Origin of the sequence: Alloalcanivorax balearicus MACL04 (genome assembly GCF_025532145.1) — a bacterium.
GTDB lineage: Bacteria > Pseudomonadota > Gammaproteobacteria > Pseudomonadales > Alcanivoracaceae > Alloalcanivorax > Alloalcanivorax balearicus.
The window spans coordinates 1-16,768 of sequence record NZ_ARXS01000001.1 but is presented as its reverse complement, the minus strand read 5'-3'; the positions used below and the strand labels follow the sequence as shown (position 1 = coordinate 16,768).

The window sequence follows — 16,768 nt, the reverse complement described above, 5'->3', positions numbered from 1 at the left end:
CGGGGCGGCCCGCCAGTCCCGACGGGCCTTTCGTCAGGATCAGCGATAAGTAAGCAGCTCGCCGCGCAGATGCAGGTGTTCGTTGAGCGTGGCCAGGCGCAGGCGGCCGGCGTTGACCAATAGACGAGTGACGCTGGTGTTGACCAGGCCGCGATTGAAGGTGATCAAGGCGTCGTCGGCCAGTTCAAGCAGGTGCTGTATGGCCACGCTGATGGCGCCGCCGGAGGTGAACACCAAAGCGGAATCGCCGCGCTCCAGGCCATTGGCCAGGCTGTAAAGCGACGCCAGAACCCGCTCACGGAATGCCGGCCAGGTTTCCTGGTAGTCGTCTTCGTTGCGCTGCCAGCGTTGCAGGGCCTCCTCGAAGCGGGCCTGGAAGGCGCGTCGGGGATTGGGCTGCTCGGCCAGCCAGGCGGACAGTGCCTGATGATCGGCGGACTCCGGCCAGTGCATATGGAGCAGGCTCTTATGGTCGTACTCGTCGAAACCATGATCGGTCTGCCATTCCTTCGGCAGAGCCATTTGTTCCAGTGTCGCTTCGGCGGTTTCCCGATGCCGGCGCAACGAACCGCATACCGCCTGGGGGGCACCCAGGTCCTGCTCACTCAGATGGCGGCCGAGGATCCGGCTCTGTTCCCAGCCGGTGTCGGACAGGGCGTCATAGTTCTCCGCGCCAAAGCTCGCCTGGCCGTGGCGGATCAGATAAATCACAGGCATTGCGTACTCTCCCGGAGTCCGCTGGCGCCGGTGCCAGCGAACGCAGCAACCATTGACCTCATGCTAGGTATCGGTTTTCAATAAATCGAATGAATATTTGAAATAATTCCGGATAAGACTCATGCATGTTTCGCGCTTCGATCTGAACCTGTTCGTGGTCTTCGATGCCATCTACACGGAAGGGTCCCTGACCCGGGCGGCGCGGGTACTCAACCTCACCCAGCCGGCGGTGAGTCACGCCCTGGCGCGTTTGCGGGAGCGTCTGGAGGATCCGTTGTTCGTGCGGCAGGGGGCGCGCATGGTGCCCACCAGCCGGGCCCGGGCCATGGTGACGCCGGTGCGTCACGCGCTGGGAGGCTTGCAGCGCTGCCTCAGTCATGAAGGGGGCTTCGATCTTGGCGAGGCGGAGCGTACTTTCGTGCTCGGGCTGCGGGATGGTCTGGAAGGGTGCCTGTTACCGCCGCTGATCTCCGCGTTGGTGGACGAGGCCCCGGGCATACGCCTGCAGTCGATGACGGTGCCGCGCCGGCAATTGGCCACGGAGCTGGCCAGCGGCCGCCTTGATCTGGCCACCGATATCCTGCTGCCATTGCCGGAGTCGGTGCAGCACCGGCAGGTCATGCAGGGGCCTTTGGTGGTGCTGATGCGCGAAGGTCATCCGTTGGCCGGGAATCTCGACCTGCCCGCCTATCTGGCCGCCCAGCACGTGCTGGTGTCGTCCCGCCGCGAGGGCCCGGGGATGGAGGATTTCGGGTTGTCCCGGCTGGGCTACCGGCGACACATCCGGCTACGCTGCCAGCATCACCAGGCCGCGTTGTCCACGGTGATGGGATCCGATCTGCTGCTGACCTTGCCGGAACTGCTGGCCCGCCGCCTGGCGCCGAAAGGGGCACACACCGAGTTCCTGCCGGTGGACATTCCCGGGCTGGAGTTACATCTGTACTGGCACCGGGATCAAAGCGCCGATCCCGGCCATAGCTGGTTGCGGCAGAAGGTCATGGCGGTTATGGAACAGTTGTCCACTCATTCTTAATGCGGTGCTTACTGTTCCTCCTTTGTTCGTATTGTGTGACCTATATCCCACTTGTACCTTTTTAGCTCCCCGCTGTCGCGGGGAGACCAAAAATGAAGGGGGATTCGACCATGTGGCACGTCAACTGGCCCCTGGTGCGACGACGGGTGCTGCTCATCGTCATTCTGGGAGTCGTGGCTTGGGCCGTAGCGGTACAGGTGGGTGGCTGATTTCGGGTTGTGGCCACTCAGGAAAAGGGAGCCTCGGGCTCCCTTTTTTATGACCTCCGCCCGGTCCCCCGGTCATCCACCCTGCTGCCAGGCGGTGTCCGGTGACCGGCCTTCGTCGGGCAGTTCCAGCCGTTGCGCCAGGGCCGGGTTGGCCGCCACGGTGACATCCCGCGGTCCCACCACTTCGCCGCAATCGGCGCAGGTGAGCTGAGCCTGGAAACGGTGTCCGCGGCCGCGGTGAATATGCTGCAGCGGGGCGCCATGGTCATCGGACAGCCAGCGGTCGCCCCATTGCACCAGGTGAATGATCGCCGGGTGCAGTTCCAGCCCCATGGCAGTGAGGCGATATTCTTCCCGCGGGGGCCGTTCCTGGTAAGCCCGCTTCTCCAGTACACCGGCTGCCACCAGCTTGCGCAGCCGGTCGCTGAGCACATGCCGGGTGACGCCCAGCCGTTCCTGGAAGCGCTCGAACCGGCGCACACCGAGAAAACAATCCCGCAATATCAACAGCGTCCAGCGGTCGCCGATCACCGCCAGGGTGCGGGCCATGGAGCAGGGCTCCTGATCCAGATCTTGCCAGCGCATAAGTTTCTCCCTAATGACGCCGCAGTATAGGGGTTTGACAGGTTCTGAAAAAGAATGGACTATTGAGTTCCTTTTTGGAACCTTAAATGTCGATAGTCGGCGCCGTTATGTTGATCGTGGTGCATATGTTGATCGCGGTGCAGTGGGCCGACCGTGGCGCAATTGGGAGAGAACCATGAGCAAACCCGCGATATTGGTGGTGGGGGCCGGTGATGCCACCGGCGGCGCCATCGCCCGGCGCTTCGCCCGCGAGGGTTATGTGGCCTGTGTCAGCCGCCGCAAGAAGGAAGCCCTGGCGGATCTGGTGGCTGAGATCGAAGCGGAGGGCGGAGAGGCCCGCGCCTTTGGCTCCGATGCCCGAGATGAGGAACAGGCGGTGGCTCTGGTGGATACCATCGAACAGGAGGTGGGACCTCTGGAGGTATTGGTGTTCAACATTGGCGCCAACGTCAACTTCCCGATCCGTGACACCACCGCCCGGGTCTATCGCAAGGTCTGGGAGATGGCGGCGTTCGCCGGTTTCCTGGCCGGGCGTGAGGCGGCGCGGGTGATGGTGCCCCGAGGGCGCGGGACCATCATCTTTACCGGTGCCACCGCTTCGCTGCGCGGTGGTCGAGGCTTCTCCGCTTTTGCCGGCGCCAAGTTCGCGCTGCGCGCACTGGCCCAAAGCATGGCGCGGGAGCTGGGACCGGAGGGCATCCATGTGGCGCACAGCATCATCGATGGCGCCATCGATACCGCCTTTATCCGTGACAACTTTCCCCAGCGTTACGCGCTCAAGGAGCAGGACGGTATCCTCAACCCCGAGCACATTGCCGATGCTTACTGGACGCTGCATCAACAGCCCCGTGATACCTGGACCCATGAGCTGGATCTGAGACCCTGGATGGAGACCTTTTGAGATGAGCAAAACCGTGGAATTCTTCTTCGACGTGGGCAGCCCCACCACCTATCTGGCCTGGACCCAATTACCCGGAATCGCCGAACGTCATGGCGCCGAACTGGTGTACCGCCCGATGTTGCTTGGTGGGGTATTCAAGGCCACCGGTAACGCCTCTCCGGCGGCGGTTCCGCTCAAGGGCCTGTATACCCGAAAGGATATGCAGCGCTATGCCCGGCGTTATGGTGTGCCCCTCAAGCAGAACCCGCATTTCCCGGTGAATACGCTGAACTGCATGCGTCTGCTCACCGCCGCCTTGAACACGCCGCAATGGGACACCATGCTGCGCGCGCTGTTCGAAGGGATGTGGCTGCGGGAACGCAAACTGGATGAGCTGGAAGTGCTTGGCGCGACCCTCCAGGAAGCCGGTCTTGATCCGGCGGAATGGGCGGCCCGGGCCCAGCAGCCGGAGGTTAAGGACGCGCTGAAAAAGACCACGGAAGAAGCCGTGTCCCGCGGCATCTTCGGCGCCCCGACAATGTTTGTCGGCGAGGAAATGTTCTTCGGCCAGGACCGTCTGGATTGGATCGAGGAAAGGCTAAGTAAGAGTGAACAGTGAATAGCTAACAGCAAAACAGCGCCTGCTGATCCGCAAATACCGCTTGCGGATCAGCAGGCGGCCCGATTTTGATGCTTTTCACTTTTCACTTTTCACTTTTCACTTTTCACTATTCACTGCTTCAGCGGGTCGCCGATGGCGGCGCTCATGAATGGTGGCAGGGTCAGGGCGCCACGATGGATGGCGTTGCTGTAATAGCGGGTGTCGAAGTCCTTGCCGGCGGCGTCCGCCTCGCGGAAGGCACCGACGTCACAGCCCTTGCCGGCCAGAGTGCAGCTCCACCAGCCGCTGGGATAGACCGGCTGCGGGAACGGCAGGGTCTGGGTGTGATCAAAGCCGGCCTCGCGCATGTTCACGTGCAGGTCGCGGATGATGGTGTCGCTGTGCAGCAGCGGTGACTCCGACTGCTGTACCAAGACCCCGCCATCGGCGAGCACACGGTGGCAGTGACGGAAGAACTCCGCCTTGAACAGCCCTTCCGCCGGGCCCACCGGATCGGTGGAATCGACGACGATGACATCGAACTGGCCGGGTTCGCATTCCTGCATGAATTTGACGCCGTCCTCGAAGCGCAGCTCGGCGCGGGGATCGTCGTTGGACTCGCACAATTCCGGGAAGTACTTCTCGGAGAAGCGAGTGACCTGTTCGTCGATGTCGATCTGCACCGCTTTTTCCACACCGCCGTGGCGCAGTACCTCGCGCAAGGTGCCGCAATCGCCGCCGCCGATGATCAAGACCCGGCGCGGTGCCGCGTGCGCGAACAGGGCCGGGTGCGCCATCATTTCGTGATAGAGGAAGTTATCGCGGCTGCTCAGCATGGTGGCGCCGTCGATGGTCATCAGATAGCCAAAGGTATCGGTTTCCCACATTTCGATGTGCTGGTAGGGGGTTTGCACCGCTTCCAGCTTTTGTTTGAGGCGCAGGCCGAAGGCCACGCCGGCGGAGTCGAAATGCTCGATGAACCAATTGTCGTCTTGGGCACTCATAGGACTCTTCCCGCTGATGGATGGTGGAGAAAAACAGTAAATGGGAACGGCGCCGATTGTACTGGCCCTCGGCCCTCGCGCCTACGGGAAATCATTCAATCGCTGCCAGGGCGGCTTCCCACGGGGGGCGCGAAGCCGCTGCCCGCCAAATCACACCGAAGCAAGGATTTGCCACCCCTCCATGATGGCCCATAATTGGGGCTGCCCTCATCCTCTTCAGCAAGGATCACCAGCCTATGAGCACCACCCCGGAACGCCCCTTTGACGCCATCTACAATGTGGATCGCTGGGGGGATGGCTATTTCCGTATCGATGACCGGGGGCGCCTGTGCGTGCGGCCGCAGGGCGGCGAAGGCGCCGAAGCGCCGTTGGAAACGGTGCTGGAAGCCTGTCGGCAGGCCGGGTTGCGGCCTCCGGTGCTGGCCCGGTTTTCCGGCATTCTCAAGGACCGGGTGCGGCGTTTGTCCGGCGCCTTCGCAGCCGCCATCGAAGATCTGCGATACCGGGGAGAGTACACGCCGGTATATCCGATCAAGGTGAACCAGCAGCGCCGGGTGGTGCATGAGATCATCCGCGCCCGTGAAGACGGTGACCGGGTCGGCCTGGAAGCCGGCTCCAAGCCCGAGCTGCTGGCGGTGCTGGCGCTGTCCAATCCCGGCGATACAGTGGTCTGCAACGGCTACAAGGATCGTGAATACCTGCGCCTGGCGCTGATGGGCCAGACCCTGGGATTCAAGGTGCATATCGTGGTGGAAAAGCTCTCGGAACTGCCGCTGTTGCTGGAAGAGGCGGACCGGATCGGGGTGGAGCCGATCATTGGCCTGCGCGTGCGACTGATGAACATCGGCAAGGGCAACTGGCAGAACACCGGGGGCGAGAAATCCAAATTCGGCCTGAGCGCGCCGCAACTGATCGAGGCGGTGGCGCACTGCCGGGACGCCGGCAAGTTGTCCTGTGTGCGCATGCTCCATTTTCACCTGGGCTCCCAGGTGGCCAACATCCAGGACATCAAGGCCGGCATGCGTGAGGCGGCCCGCTACTACGTGGAACTGCGTGGCCTGGGCGCGCCGGTGGATACCGTGGACGTGGGTGGCGGCCTCGGCGTGGACTACGAAGGCACGCACTCGCGCTCCTACTGCTCGATGAACTATGGCGTGGCCGATTACGCCTGGCACATCGTCCATACCCTGGCCGAACAGTGCGCCACCCATAACTTGCCTCACCCCGATGTGATTTCAGAGTCCGGCCGCGCGCTCACCGCCCATCACGCGGTGCTGTTGCTCAATATTACCGACGAGGAGCGCCAGACTCTGGCGGAGGTGGCCCCGCCCGGTGCCGACGACAGTGTGGAATTGCATGAGTTGTGGCGGTTGAACGGGCAACTGGAACGCGGCGAGGGCAACCTGCTGGAGCTGTATCCGGAACTGATGGGCGCTTGGCAGGATCTGCAGCTGCGTTACCTTAACGGGGACCTCGGCATCGTCGAACGTGCCCGCGCCGAGCAGTTGTACGTGAATGCACTGCTGCGCTTGCGCCAGCGCCTGGATCCGCGCCGCCGGCAGCAGCGGGAGTTGCTGGATCAGCTCAATGAACGTCTGGCGGACAAGTTGTTCGTGAACTTCTCCGTGTTTCAGTCGGTACCGGACGTTTGGGGTATCGATCAGGTGTTTCCGGTGCTGCCTTTGTCCGGGCTCGATCAGCCGGCCACCCGCCGGGGTGTCTTGCAGGACATCACCTGCGACTCGGATGGCCGTATTGATCAGTATGTGGATGGTGAGGGCGTGGAAAGCAGCCTGCCGCTGCCGGAGACCCTGAATGGCCATCTTGGTATCTTCATGGTTGGCGCTTATCAGGAGATTCTTGGTGACATGCACAACCTCTTCGGTGACACCGATTCGGTGGACGTCACTGTCACGGAGAATGGCGATATTGAACTGGCCCACGCGATTCAGGGGGACACCGTCAGTACCGTGCTGCGCTACGTTAATTTCGATCCGCAACGGTTGCTGGAAACTCTGGAAAACCGGTGCCGGGACGCCCATCTGGACGAATCACGCCGGCAGGCATTTCTGAACGACATTCGCGACGGCCTGGCTGGCTACACCTATCTGGAATAACCGATTCCGCAGACTGGAAAGGAGATCAGTGCATGGATGAACAGGAACGTCAGCGCTATCAGGCGGTGCTGGAGCGGCTCGACCGATTCAGCACCTGGACCGACTCCAGTATCGGTATTCCCTTCACCCGTTTTCGTATTGGCCTGGAAGCCATTATCGGCCTGATTCCTGGTATCGGCGATGTGGTGGGTTTGCTTCTGTCCGGCTACGTGCTGCTGCAAGCGCAGAAAGTGGGGGCCAGCGGCAAGGTCAAACGGCGCATGGTGCGCAACATCCTGGTGGACTTTATCGGTGGCCTGCTGCCGGTGGTGGGCGATGCCTTCGACGCGGTGTTCAAAGCGAATACGCGCAATACCCGATTGCTGCGTGAGTACCTTTACGAGCAGTTGGAAGAAGAACCGAAGCAACGGTTTCCCTGGTGGCCTTTCATTGGGCTGTGCGTGTTGTTTGCGGTAATCACTGCTGTAGTGATGTGGATTTGGTAAAGGGACGGTGATGGCGTTCAAAACGCTGCAAATACCTCAATAGCAACTGCCGCGGGCCCGGAGCAAGGTGTTGTGCCCGCTGTCGCAGATCGGCAAGGGAGCCGCCCAGCCGCCAGTGGCGATGGCAGTGGACTTGCAGCAGGAAATCAGTGAGCACGCCATCCTCATCCAGATCGCTGTCGTTGCACAGTGGCAAGAACGGCAGACGGGCATGGAGCCGGGCGGCGAAAGCGCCGCTGGTGAAGCCGAGTTCCCGGCCGCTCTCGTCATGCAGCGGTGTGGTGCCAAAGCCGCAACTGGGTGAACGCGACTTCAGCACCACGCCGTCCAGTGTTGGCGCCAGGCTGTCGGCGTAATCCGCCAGGGCATCACTGAAATCTTCGTTCGGCGCGGCCAGGCCGCGCACGCGCTGCGCCTCGCCCACAAGCACCACCTGGATCGGGGGGCGAGGCACTGGCAGGCCGATGGCGGTTTCCGGGCATAGCGGCACCAGGGTAACCCGGGCCGCCAGGGTGCTGGCCACGCCAGCATGGTACTTGTGGCCGCCGTCGTAGCGCACCGGCTGGCCCAGCAGGCAGGCGCTGGCCGCCACCCGGGGCCGCTCCGGGTGTTCCAGGGAAGGCTCGAAGCCCATTTCCCTGAGCAATTCCGTTAGCATAGTGGGCCTGTCCGGTTTCACAACGAAGGATCTCCCATGCAAGGCGTATTTCTCGACATCGAAACCATCAAGCCCTCCGAGCTGGATTTGTCGGCGCTGCGGGCCGCGCTGTCCGGCTGGACCTTCCATGACCGCACTGCCCCGGAGCAGGTGGCCGAACGTCTCGCCGGCGCCGCCGTGGCGGTGACCAATAAGGTGGTCATCGACCGGGCCACCATGGACGCTTGTCCGGACCTCAAGTTTATCGGTATCTCCGCCACCGGCACCAATAACGTGGATCTGGACGCCGCGCGGGAAAAAGGCATCGTGGTCAGCAATGTGGTGGGCTACTCCACTGCCACCGTGGCACAGCATGCGGTGGCACTGATGCTGGGCCTCGCCACGCAATGGCATCGATACGACCGGGATGTCCAACAGGGCCGCTGGAGCGAATCCACCATGTTCTGTCGCATGGACTACCCGGTGGTGGACCTGGCTGGCCGTACCCTCGGCATTATCGGCTACGGCGCTCTGGGACAGCAGGTGGCGGCCATCGCCCGGGCAATGGGAATGGAAGTGCTGGTGGCCGCGTCACTGCGCCCCGGCGCGAGCCCGGCGCCGGACCGGGTGCCGCTGCCGGAGTTTCTCCGTCGCGCCGATGTTATCAGTCTGCATTGTCCGCTCACCGAAGACACCCAGGGACTGATTAATGATGATTTCCTGGCCGCCATGCGCCCCGGCGCTTTCCTGATCAATACCGCCCGCGGGCCGTTGGTGGACGAGGCGGCACTGGAGCGGTCATTGCGGGCCGGGCATCTGGGCGGCGCCGCTCTGGATGTGCTCAGCCAGGAGCCGCCACCGGCGGATCACCCTCTGCTCAGAGGCGATGTACCGAACCTGATCGTCACCCCGCACAGCGCCTGGGTCAGCACCGAATGCCGTCAGCGAATGGTCGACCAGGTAGTGAAGAACATCCAGGCTTGGCGGAGCGGACAGCCGGTCAATGTCGTCAACCAGGGGGGATGAGCCATGTGGCACCAGCAGACGATCACCCTGAAGCCTCGGGCCCGGGGCTTTCACCTGATCACCCGTGAAGTGGTCGAGGTGCTGCCGGAGTTGGGGCGTTATCGGGTGGGGTTGCTGCATTTGTTCATCCAGCACACTTCCGCGTCCCTGGCCGTCAACGAAAACGCGGACCCGGATGTGCGCGGTGATCTGGAGCGCCATTTCAATGTGATGGTGCCGCAGAACGCGCCCCACTATGAGCACACTCTGGAAGGGCCAGACGACATGCCCGCGCACATCAAGAGCGTGCTGATCGGCCCGTCCCTGTCATTGCCGCTCCATGATGGGACCCTGGCCCTGGGTACCTGGCAGGGGATTTATCTGTGTGAGCACCGCGATCATGGCGGCGCGCGCAGAATAGTGGCGACCTTGCAGGGCGAAGCGGGATAGGGGAAGACGTTGCTAATACGCCGCCCGGGCCACTTCCACAGCAACTTCGAAGAACACTGTGGGAGCGGCCCTGGCCGCGAATCAGCGCCAGCGCCGCGTGAGTGCGGGCTGCCGGCGGTTAAAGCTTACTTGGAAATCCACTGCAGGAACTCGCGACGCTCTTCCGGCGTGGCCTGATTCCATTGGGCTTTCAAGGTCTCCACGTAGCTGCCGGCCGGTGCCGCCGCTGGTGCCGCGGAGGAAGACGGCGCGGGAGCCGGCGCGGAGGCCGCTTCCTTGGGAGCAATCACGGCGGCGGGTTTTGGTGCTACCGCCTCGCTGGTGGAGGATTCCACCTCGGTGCCGGTGAGCGGCGCCAGAATGCTGCGCTTGAGCACCAGGCCGCTGGGTTGGGTCGGGGTCTTTTCACCGGTGGCGGTGTTTTCCACCCAGCCGGAGAAGTTGTCCGCCAGTTCCCGGGCCTCGCGGGCGTTTTCCGGTTGGTCATAGTTCATGGCGTAGTACTGGCCGGCCTTGCCGCTGACCGGAAACACCACCGGATCGGATTTCATCACTTCGTGGCTTTCCGAGTTCAGGTCCCACAGTTCCTTGTAATAGGCCACAATTTCATAGGTGCCGGGGGCCAGCTTCAGATCCTTGTGGGAAGTGTTGAAGAAGGTGTTGGCACCTTTTACTTCCTGGCCATTGATGGTGACGACTTCCATCTGGGTCGGGACCCGCACCGTCAATACCTGGGTGTCCGGCTTTTTCGGGCCATCATAAAGCTGCACCACCGGATTGCGGGCACAAGCGGTGAGTGCCAGGGTGGCGAAGATCAGGATCAGAAGGGAACGCGGAGAAGGCATGGTGAACTCCCGATAAAACAGGCCCGACAGTGTGCCGATGGCCGGTGAAGGTTTTATGACAATATTCATGGCAGTGTGTGCCACGACGGCAACAGCGGGGCGGGTCAAAAGCCCCAGGTTTCCAGATTGGCCGGTGGCTGGCCGCGGTTCAGCTTGTCCAGGCCGCGCAGACCTCGTATTACCCACCACACCACCGTGATGGTCAACAATACCCAGCCGATCAGCGCCAGCGTGGTCAGCCCGGAGATGAAGTAATACAACAGGCCGATCCAGAATGTCCGGTACTGGAAGCGGAAATGGGCGCGGACCGGATCGTCGGTCTGCGGCGCATACAGGTGCGCGATCACCACCGCCACCAGCGCGGTAAGGCCGCCGGTAAGAATGCCGAGAAGAAGCAAAACATAGGCCAGTTTACACAGCTGGGTATGATTATCCGGCATTGAGGGTCTCCTGAGCGGCCGGGCGGGAACCGAACAGCACCTTACCCCGGCCTCCGCTGCAAATGAAGCATTAGCCGCGATGATCGGCAACGAAAGGATTGTGCTGGCGCTCGTGGCCGATGGTGGACATTGGTCCGTGCCCGGGGATGAACGCCACGTCGTCGCCCAGGGTGAACAGCTTGGTCTGGATGGCGTCGATCAGGGTCTGGTAGTCGCCCCGGGGGAAGTCGGTGCGGCCGATGGAGCCGTTGAACAGCACATCGCCGACCACCGCCAGTCCGGCTTCTGGCTGGAAGAACACTACGTGCCCGGGAGTATGGCCGGGACAGTGCAATACCTTGAGTTCCGTCGCGCCGACAGTGACGGTATCGCCGTGTTCCAGCCAGCGGGCGGGAGCGAAGGGGCGAGCGGGCGGAAAACCCATCATCTGAGACTGTTGCGGCAGCATGTCGATCCAGAACTGGTCGTCACGATGCGGCCCTTCGATCGGTACGCCCAGTTCCTCCGCCAGGTCCGCGACACCGCCTACATGGTCCAGATGAGCGTGGGTCACCAGGATCTTTTCCACCTCGCCGCCAAGCTGCTCCAGAGCCTGGTGGATGCGGGGCAAATCGCCGCCGGGGTCGACGATGGCGACCTTGCCGGTGTCCTCGCAAATCAGGAAAGAACAGTTCTGTTCATAGGGGGTAACGGGCAGAATGGCGTATTTCATGGCGGATCGGCTTTGAAAAACGGGGCCGACAGTATAACCCGAACAGAAAGGAGAGCAGTGATGGGTTCATCTCCCGTAGCCATTGTGACCGGAGCCGGTACCGGCATCGGACGCGCGGTGATGCTGGCGCTGGTGAGCGCAGGTTATCGCGTGGGTGCCGCCGGCCGTAATGGCGAGCGTCTGCAACAGGTGCTGGCGGACGCCGGGCTGGGGCCGGATCAGGCGCTGGCCATCGCCACCGATATCACCGACCCGGATTCGGTGAAGGCCCTGTTCGCCGAGGTGGAGGAACGCTACGGACGGCTCGATCTGTTGTTCAACAACGCCGGTATCGGCGCTCCGCCGGTGCCGCTGGAAGAGCTGTCGGTGAAGCACTGGCGGGCGGTGGTGGACACCAATCTGACCGGGGCTTTCCTGTGCACTCAGGAAGCGTTCCGCATCATGAAGGAGCAGGACCCGCAGGGCGGGCGTATCATTAATAACGGCTCGATCTCCGCCACCTCGCCGCGACCGCGTTCGGCCCCCTACACCGCCACCAAGCACGCCATGACTGGGCTGACCAAATCCACCTCGCTGGATGGCCGTGCTTACAACATCGCCTGCGGTCAGATTGACATCGGCAACGCCGCCACCGAAATGACCGAGCCGATGCGGCGCGGCATCCCCCAGGCCAACGGCGATATCCTGGTGGAACCGATGATGGACGTGGCCCATGTGGCCGATGCGGTGGTGCACATGGCGCGACTGCCGCTGGACGCCAATGTGCAGTTCATGACCATCATGGCCACCAACATGCCGTTTGTCGGGCGGGGTTGACCCTAGCCGGCCTGTTCCGCCCGCTCCAGTTCGGCGAGGATTTCCTCGTTATGTTCGCCGAGCCGCGGTGGCGGCCGGCGCAGGCTGCCCGGGGTGCGGGACAGATTCACCGGAGCCGTGGCCAGTAACGCTTCCTTGTCCAGTCCGGGAATGGTCATGGGCTGCAGCATGCCGCTGGCCTGAACCTGAGGGTGAGCCAGGGACTGCGCCGGGGAGAGCACCGGCGCCGAGGGGATGCGCGCCTCCGCCAGCGCGTCCAGCGCCTCGTCGAGGGTGCGTTCCGCGCACCAGGCCGCGATGCGCTCACACAGTTCCTCGCCGTGGGCGCCGCGCCCCTCATCGTCCTGGAAGCGGGGATCTTCCAGCCATTGCGGCTCATCGATCAATGTCGCCAGCCGGCGGAACAGGGGATTGCCCACCGCCTGCAACACCAGCCAGCCGTCACGGGTCTCGAACAGATCGCCGGGGTTGGTGAAGATACCCCGGTTACCCGCCGGCTGGCGGTTGCTGGCAACCAGATGCTGTTCCACCAGGGGCTGGGCATGGGCGGACAGCGCGGTATTCAGCAGGGCCCCGGTAACTTCCTGGCCGCGTCCGCTGAGATTGCGTTCCATGAGCGCCAGCAGGGTGCCGAAAGCCGCGTGGGTGGCGGTGGCGTGGTCCACCCAGTTCACCTGGGTGCGGCGGGGTTTGCCATCCTCGCCACTCAGATACACCCCACCGCACATCACCTGGCCGATGCTGTCGAAGCCGGGGCGGGTGCTCCACGGACCTTGCTGGCCGTAGGCACTGAGGTTGACCAGAATAATATCCGGCTTGATGGCGCTGAGCGTGGCGTAGTCCAGGCCCATCTTGCGCAGGGTGGTGGGGGGCAGATTGGCCACTACCACATCGGTGTTGGCCAGCAGCCGGCGCACGATGGCGCGGCCCTCATCGCTGGTCACGTCCAGGGCCAGCGAGCGTTTATTGCGGTTCATTTGCAGATACAAGGCACCGGTGCCGTCGTCGGTCACCGGCATCAGGAAGCGGTCTTCCGCGCCTTCCGGACGTTCCACCCGGATCACATCGGCGCCGAACTCCGCCAACAGCGCCGCGCAAAAAGGGCCGGCAATGAAACGGCCGAAATCCAGAACACGGACACCGGTCAGCGGTCCCGCATTGCCGCCAGCGGGCGGTGTTGTTGTACTCATGATCTCTCCCGATGTCTGTCTTTGTTATGATTTACACTGTATCAATAAACCAATATAAGCCCATAACCGAGGTCCGCGCCAATGGCGTGGTTGGGGAGAACCGGGTGCCGAAGAAACCGAAGACCAATCAGGAAGTGGCGGTGTTCCGTAAACGGGTGTGCGATGTCGCCACCCGTTTGTTCATCGAGCATGGGCCGGAGAACGTGACCATGCGGCAGATCGCCGCCGAACTGGGCGTCAGCGCGATGACGCCGTATCGCTACTTCCGGGACAAGGATGAAATCCTCGCCGCCGTGCGCGCCGCCGCCTATAACAAGTTCGCCTCGTCGTTGTCACGGGCGGTGAACCGGGCCCCGGATGTCCGTGCCAAGGCCCGCGCCGTGGGCGATGCCTATGTCCGTTTCGCCAAACGCTATCCCGCCGCGTACCAGATGATGTTCGACTTCTCCATGCAGGACGAGGAGCGCTATCCGGAACTGGTCAAAGCCAATGCCCGTGCCCATGAAACCATGATCGGCTATGTGCAATTAATGATTGATGCCGGCCTGCTGCAAGGGGACGCGGATCTGATCGGGTATATGTTCTGGGCCACCATGCACGGCATCGTGGTGCTGGAGATGGCCGGCCGTCTGGACCGGGAAATCGACGCCGATACCCTGCGCGAAAAGTGCATGCGCACGCTGTACGCGGGCATGCTGGCATCGCCGCCCTCACTGGAGCCGGGGCCCCCGGCGCATGAAGATCAGACTTGATCTTTAAAGATATACGGTGTAAATCTTATCGCCATCGCGGAGCGATGCGCCTCCGAGCAGACCATTGAATTTACAGTGTAAACAAATTTTCAATGTCAATATGAGACCGGCCGCCGACAGGGCGCCGGAATGAAGAGGATTTCCCATGGCACTTCCTGATTCCATCGCCAGCCGGCTGCGTTTGCCGGTGCTGTGTTCGCCGCTGTTCATCATCTCCAATCCGGATCTGGTCATTGCCCAGTGCAAATCCGGTGTGATCGGTTCCTTCCCCTCCCTGAACGCCCGTCCGCTGTCGCAACTGGACGAATGGTTGCACCGGATCACCGAGGAGCTGGCGGCCTGGGATCGCGATCATCCGGATCAGCCCGCCGCGCCCTTCGCGGTCAACCAGATCGTGCACAAGACCAATGACCGTCTGGAGCAGGATCTGGAGCTGTGCGAGAAGTACAAGGTGCCGCTGGTGATCACCTCCCTGGGCGCCCGCGAGGACCTCAACCAGCACGTGCACAGCTGGGGCGGCATCACCCTGCATGACGTTATCAATGACCGCTTCGGTCGCAAGGCCATCGAGAAGGGCGCGGACGGCCTCATCGCGGTGGCCGCCGGTGCCGGTGGTCACGCTGGCAAGTTGTCGCCGTTCGCCCTGGTTCAGGAATTACGCCAGTGGTTCGATGGTCCGATCGGGCTGTCCGGTTCCATCGCCAATGGCCGCTCGGTTCTCGCCGCCCAGGCCATGGGCGCGGACCTGGCCTACATCGGCTCCATGTTCATCGCCAGCGAGGAAGCCAACGCGGCGGAAGGCTACAAGCAGATGATCGTCGACAGCTCCGCCAACGATATCGTCTACAGCAACCTGTTCACCGGTGTGCACGGCAACTACCTGGCGCCGTCCATCCGCAACGCCGGCCTTGATCCGGAGGACCTGCCGGAAAGCGATCCGTCGAAGATGAACTTCGGTTCCGGCGGTAACAGCAAGGCCAAGGCCTGGAAAGACATCTGGGGCTGCGGCCAGGGTATTGGCGCGGTGGACAAGGTGGTCTCCGCGGCCGACCACGTGGACCGTCTGGCGCGGGAATACGAGGCCGCCAAGGCCGAGCTCAACGGCAAGGTCGCCTCTCCGGCGCTGCGCGCCGCTGGCTGATCCCGATGACGCATACCCTGATCCTCGGTGGTATCCGTTCCGGCAAAAGCGCGGAAGCGGAGCGGGCGGCGGCGAACAGCGGCCGCCCGGTGACCTACGTGGCCACCGCCACCGCCGGAGACGGGGAGATGCTCGATCGTATCGAGCGGCATCGCCACCGCCGCCCGGACCATTGGAGGCTGGTGGAAGAGCCGCTGGCGCTTGGCCGGGTACTGCGCGAGCAGGCGCTGTTGTCGCCGTGTCTGCTGATCGATTGCATGAGCCTTTGGCTGAGCAACCTGCTGCACGCCGGAGAGCAACGCTGCGAGAAGGAGCGCGACGATTTCCTTGAGGCCCTGGTCGAGTATCCCGGCCCGCTGGTGATCGTCAGCAATGAAGTGGGGCTTGGCATTATCGGCATGGACCCGCTCACCCGTCGCTTCGGCGATGAACTCGGCTGGCTCAACCAGGCGCTGGCGCAACGTTGCCAGAATGTACGGCTGGTGGTGGCCGGGCTGTCCCTGGACTTGAAATCCGATAGCCGATCCGGCTGATCCGGAACTCTTCCCCCCTTTTGACCCAAACGTCGCCCGGCGCCCATCCGATTGTCATGTTTGTGCCGGACAGCAACGCTATACTTTTCGGTACGCGACCCACGCGTTACTTAAAAAAGCCATAATCCTTTCCCTCGTTTGGGGTGAGTCCGGGAACATACCGCCAAGAGTTGATCATGTTGATGCGATCTTTTTTTATCATGACATTGCCGTTGGTGCTGGCGGCGTGCACGGATGCCGACAGTGCTTCTTCTTCCGGAGAAAAGGCGGTTCGCGACGGTGCGTCCCTCTATCAACAATACTGTGTGGTTTGTCATTCCAGTGGGGCCGGCGGAGCGCCGATAGTGGCCAAGGAAAACCGTTTGCACTGGTCTCACGAAGTGGAGGAGGAAGGCTTTGACGCTATCGTGCGCGAGGCCATCAATGGTGTGAACGCGATGCCGCCCCGGGGCGGGTGCGTGGATTGCAGCGACGAGGAAATTCGCGCCACCGTGATTCATATGTTGCAGTTGAGCGGCGCCAAATAAGATTCATTGCGGAATAGCGGTGGCGGGTGCCTCTGGGTCTACACGGAGGCCTTTCGGACGATCGCTGGCACAGAAGGGGCTACGAAGCC

At 62.6% G+C, this 16,768-nt stretch carries 20 protein-coding genes; 12 read left to right on the top strand and 8 right to left on the bottom strand.

Annotation, left to right across the window (positions count from 1 at the left end; genetic code table 11):
• Positions 1 to 39: 39 nt before the first annotated feature.
• Positions 40 to 717, bottom strand: a complete 678-nt coding sequence (locus MA04_RS00100; protein ID WP_163127353.1) for a histidine phosphatase family protein — start codon at positions 715 to 717, stop codon at positions 40 to 42.
• A 121-nt stretch (positions 718 to 838) separates the two neighbouring features.
• Between MA04_RS00100 and MA04_RS00095 the strand changes: the two genes are divergently transcribed.
• Positions 839 to 1,750, top strand: coding sequence for a LysR family transcriptional regulator (locus MA04_RS00095; protein ID WP_233917337.1), 912 nt, complete (start codon positions 839 to 841; stop codon positions 1,748 to 1,750).
• Between the two features lie 281 nt (positions 1,751 to 2,031).
• Here MA04_RS00095 and MA04_RS00090 read toward each other — a convergent pair whose 3' ends face one another.
• A complete protein-coding gene (locus tag MA04_RS00090; protein WP_055100412.1) occupies positions 2,032 to 2,544 on the bottom strand; it encodes a winged helix-turn-helix transcriptional regulator in 513 nt (170 codons plus the stop codon).
• A 175-nt stretch (positions 2,545 to 2,719) separates the two neighbouring features.
• On the opposite strand from MA04_RS00090, the gene MA04_RS00085 reads away from it, so the two are divergent.
• Positions 2,720 to 3,445: an SDR family oxidoreductase gene (locus MA04_RS00085; RefSeq protein WP_163127354.1), complete on the top strand. Its 726-nt coding sequence runs from the start codon at positions 2,720 to 2,722 to the stop codon at positions 3,443 to 3,445.
• A gap of 1 nt (position 3,446) precedes the next feature.
• The gene (locus MA04_RS00080; protein ID WP_262459028.1) at positions 3,447 to 4,043 is read left to right on the top strand and encodes a 2-hydroxychromene-2-carboxylate isomerase; all 597 of its coding nucleotides are present in this window, start codon (positions 3,447 to 3,449) and stop codon (positions 4,041 to 4,043) included.
• A gap of 113 nt (positions 4,044 to 4,156) precedes the next feature.
• On the opposite strand, the gene speE is transcribed toward MA04_RS00080, so the two are convergent.
• Positions 4,157 to 5,029, bottom strand: coding sequence for a polyamine aminopropyltransferase (gene speE / locus MA04_RS00075; protein ID WP_262459027.1), 873 nt, complete (start codon positions 5,027 to 5,029; stop codon positions 4,157 to 4,159).
• Between the two features lie 236 nt (positions 5,030 to 5,265).
• Between speE and speA the strand changes: the two genes are divergently transcribed.
• Positions 5,266 to 7,146, top strand: coding sequence for a biosynthetic arginine decarboxylase (gene speA / locus MA04_RS00070; RefSeq protein WP_163127997.1), 1,881 nt, complete (start codon positions 5,266 to 5,268; stop codon positions 7,144 to 7,146).
• Between the two features lie 32 nt (positions 7,147 to 7,178).
• On the top strand, positions 7,179 to 7,631 hold the full coding sequence (locus tag MA04_RS00065) for a DUF4112 domain-containing protein (RefSeq protein WP_163127995.1): 453 nt from the start codon (positions 7,179 to 7,181) through the stop codon (positions 7,629 to 7,631).
• Here the strand turns inward: MA04_RS00065 and MA04_RS00060 are convergent.
• Entirely contained in the window at positions 7,603 to 8,289 is a 687-nt protein-coding gene (locus MA04_RS00060; protein WP_163127993.1) for a DUF523 domain-containing protein, read from the bottom strand. The genes MA04_RS00065 and MA04_RS00060 overlap by 29 nt on opposite strands.
• Before the next feature lie 36 nt (positions 8,290 to 8,325).
• Between MA04_RS00060 and MA04_RS00055 the strand changes: the two genes are divergently transcribed.
• Together MA04_RS00055 and MA04_RS00050 are read left to right on the top strand one after the other, a co-directional pair.
• Entirely contained in the window at positions 8,326 to 9,294 is a 969-nt protein-coding gene (locus MA04_RS00055) for a 2-hydroxyacid dehydrogenase (protein WP_262459026.1), read from the top strand.
• Between the two features lie 3 nt (positions 9,295 to 9,297).
• Entirely contained in the window at positions 9,298 to 9,723 is a 426-nt protein-coding gene (locus MA04_RS00050) for a secondary thiamine-phosphate synthase enzyme YjbQ (RefSeq protein ID WP_163127989.1), read from the top strand.
• A 125-nt stretch (positions 9,724 to 9,848) separates the two neighbouring features.
• Here MA04_RS00050 and MA04_RS00045 read toward each other — a convergent pair whose 3' ends face one another.
• The 3 genes from MA04_RS00045 to MA04_RS00035 all read right to left on the bottom strand — a co-directional run bounded on the left by MA04_RS00045 (position 9,849) and on the right by MA04_RS00035 (position 11,720).
• The gene (locus MA04_RS00045) at positions 9,849 to 10,637 is read right to left on the bottom strand and encodes a DUF2057 domain-containing protein (protein ID WP_262459025.1); all 789 of its coding nucleotides are present in this window, start codon (positions 10,635 to 10,637) and stop codon (positions 9,849 to 9,851) included.
• Between the two features lie 35 nt (positions 10,638 to 10,672).
• Positions 10,673 to 11,008 carry a DUF4870 family protein gene (locus MA04_RS00040; protein WP_014996473.1) on the bottom strand — a complete coding sequence of 112 codons (336 nt, stop codon included), beginning with the start codon at positions 11,006 to 11,008 and terminating at the stop codon, positions 10,673 to 10,675.
• A gap of 70 nt (positions 11,009 to 11,078) precedes the next feature.
• Positions 11,079 to 11,720 carry an MBL fold metallo-hydrolase gene (locus MA04_RS00035; RefSeq protein WP_163127987.1) on the bottom strand — a complete coding sequence of 214 codons (642 nt, stop codon included), beginning with the start codon at positions 11,718 to 11,720 and terminating at the stop codon, positions 11,079 to 11,081.
• A gap of 60 nt (positions 11,721 to 11,780) precedes the next feature.
• On the opposite strand from MA04_RS00035, the gene MA04_RS00030 reads away from it, so the two are divergent.
• The gene (locus MA04_RS00030; RefSeq protein WP_163127985.1) at positions 11,781 to 12,536 is read left to right on the top strand and encodes an SDR family oxidoreductase; all 756 of its coding nucleotides are present in this window, start codon (positions 11,781 to 11,783) and stop codon (positions 12,534 to 12,536) included.
• Between the two features lie 2 nt (positions 12,537 to 12,538).
• Here MA04_RS00030 and MA04_RS00025 read toward each other — a convergent pair whose 3' ends face one another.
• Positions 12,539 to 13,726, bottom strand: coding sequence for a CaiB/BaiF CoA transferase family protein (locus MA04_RS00025; protein ID WP_163127983.1), 1,188 nt, complete (start codon positions 13,724 to 13,726; stop codon positions 12,539 to 12,541).
• 104 nt (positions 13,727 to 13,830) lie between these two features.
• Here MA04_RS00025 and MA04_RS00020 point away from each other — a divergent pair, with 104 nt between their 5' ends.
• The 4 genes from MA04_RS00020 to MA04_RS00005 all read left to right on the top strand — a co-directional run bounded on the left by MA04_RS00020 (position 13,831) and on the right by MA04_RS00005 (position 16,679).
• The gene (locus MA04_RS00020) at positions 13,831 to 14,478 is read left to right on the top strand and encodes a TetR/AcrR family transcriptional regulator (protein WP_163127981.1); all 648 of its coding nucleotides are present in this window, start codon (positions 13,831 to 13,833) and stop codon (positions 14,476 to 14,478) included.
• Positions 14,479 to 14,623: 145 nt separating this feature from the next.
• Positions 14,624 to 15,619 carry an NAD(P)H-dependent flavin oxidoreductase gene (locus MA04_RS00015; RefSeq protein WP_163127979.1) on the top strand — a complete coding sequence of 332 codons (996 nt, stop codon included), beginning with the start codon at positions 14,624 to 14,626 and terminating at the stop codon, positions 15,617 to 15,619.
• A 5-nt stretch (positions 15,620 to 15,624) separates the two neighbouring features.
• A complete protein-coding gene (gene cobU, locus MA04_RS00010) occupies positions 15,625 to 16,152 on the top strand; it encodes a bifunctional adenosylcobinamide kinase/adenosylcobinamide-phosphate guanylyltransferase (RefSeq protein ID WP_262459024.1) in 528 nt (175 codons plus the stop codon).
• Between the two features lie 176 nt (positions 16,153 to 16,328).
• A complete protein-coding gene (locus MA04_RS00005; protein ID WP_014996466.1) occupies positions 16,329 to 16,679 on the top strand; it encodes a c-type cytochrome in 351 nt (116 codons plus the stop codon).
• Positions 16,680 to 16,768 lie beyond the last annotated feature (89 nt).

Bases quoted from the DNA above. Each gene is read 5' to 3' on its own strand.
- MA04_RS00065 (WP_163127995.1), top strand. From the start codon at position 7,179: ATGGATGAACAGGAACGTCAGCGCTATCAGGCGGTGCTGGAGCGGCTC.
- MA04_RS00035 (WP_163127987.1), bottom strand. From the start codon at position 11,720: ATGAAATACGCCATTCTGCCCGTTACCCCCTATGAACAGAACTGTTCT.
- speA (WP_163127997.1), top strand. From the start codon at position 5,266: ATGAGCACCACCCCGGAACGCCCCTTTGACGCCATCTACAATGTGGAT.
- MA04_RS00030 (WP_163127985.1), top strand. From the start codon at position 11,781: ATGGGTTCATCTCCCGTAGCCATTGTGACCGGAGCCGGTACCGGCATC.
- MA04_RS00085 (WP_163127354.1), top strand. From the start codon at position 2,720: ATGAGCAAACCCGCGATATTGGTGGTGGGGGCCGGTGATGCCACCGGC.
- speE (WP_262459027.1), bottom strand. From the start codon at position 5,029: ATGAGTGCCCAAGACGACAATTGGTTCATCGAGCATTTCGACTCCGCC.
- MA04_RS00040 (WP_014996473.1), bottom strand. From the start codon at position 11,008: ATGCCGGATAATCATACCCAGCTGTGTAAACTGGCCTATGTTTTGCTT.
- MA04_RS00090 (WP_055100412.1), bottom strand. From the start codon at position 2,544: ATGCGCTGGCAAGATCTGGATCAGGAGCCCTGCTCCATGGCCCGCACC.
- MA04_RS00045 (WP_262459025.1), bottom strand. From the start codon at position 10,637: ATGAATATTGTCATAAAACCTTCACCGGCCATCGGCACACTGTCGGGC.
- MA04_RS00025 (WP_163127983.1), bottom strand. From the start codon at position 13,726: ATGAGTACAACAACACCGCCCGCTGGCGGCAATGCGGGACCGCTGACC.
- MA04_RS00100 (WP_163127353.1), bottom strand. From the start codon at position 717: ATGCCTGTGATTTATCTGATCCGCCACGGCCAGGCGAGCTTTGGCGCG.
- cobU (WP_262459024.1), top strand. From the start codon at position 15,625: ATGACGCATACCCTGATCCTCGGTGGTATCCGTTCCGGCAAAAGCGCG.
- MA04_RS00080 (WP_262459028.1), top strand. From the start codon at position 3,447: ATGAGCAAAACCGTGGAATTCTTCTTCGACGTGGGCAGCCCCACCACC.
- MA04_RS00005 (WP_014996466.1), top strand. From the start codon at position 16,329: ATGTTGATGCGATCTTTTTTTATCATGACATTGCCGTTGGTGCTGGCG.
- MA04_RS00055 (WP_262459026.1), top strand. From the start codon at position 8,326: ATGCAAGGCGTATTTCTCGACATCGAAACCATCAAGCCCTCCGAGCTG.
- MA04_RS00095 (WP_233917337.1), top strand. From the start codon at position 839: ATGCATGTTTCGCGCTTCGATCTGAACCTGTTCGTGGTCTTCGATGCC.
- MA04_RS00050 (WP_163127989.1), top strand. From the start codon at position 9,298: ATGTGGCACCAGCAGACGATCACCCTGAAGCCTCGGGCCCGGGGCTTT.
- MA04_RS00060 (WP_163127993.1), bottom strand. From the start codon at position 8,289: ATGCTAACGGAATTGCTCAGGGAAATGGGCTTCGAGCCTTCCCTGGAA.
- MA04_RS00015 (WP_163127979.1), top strand. From the start codon at position 14,624: ATGGCACTTCCTGATTCCATCGCCAGCCGGCTGCGTTTGCCGGTGCTG.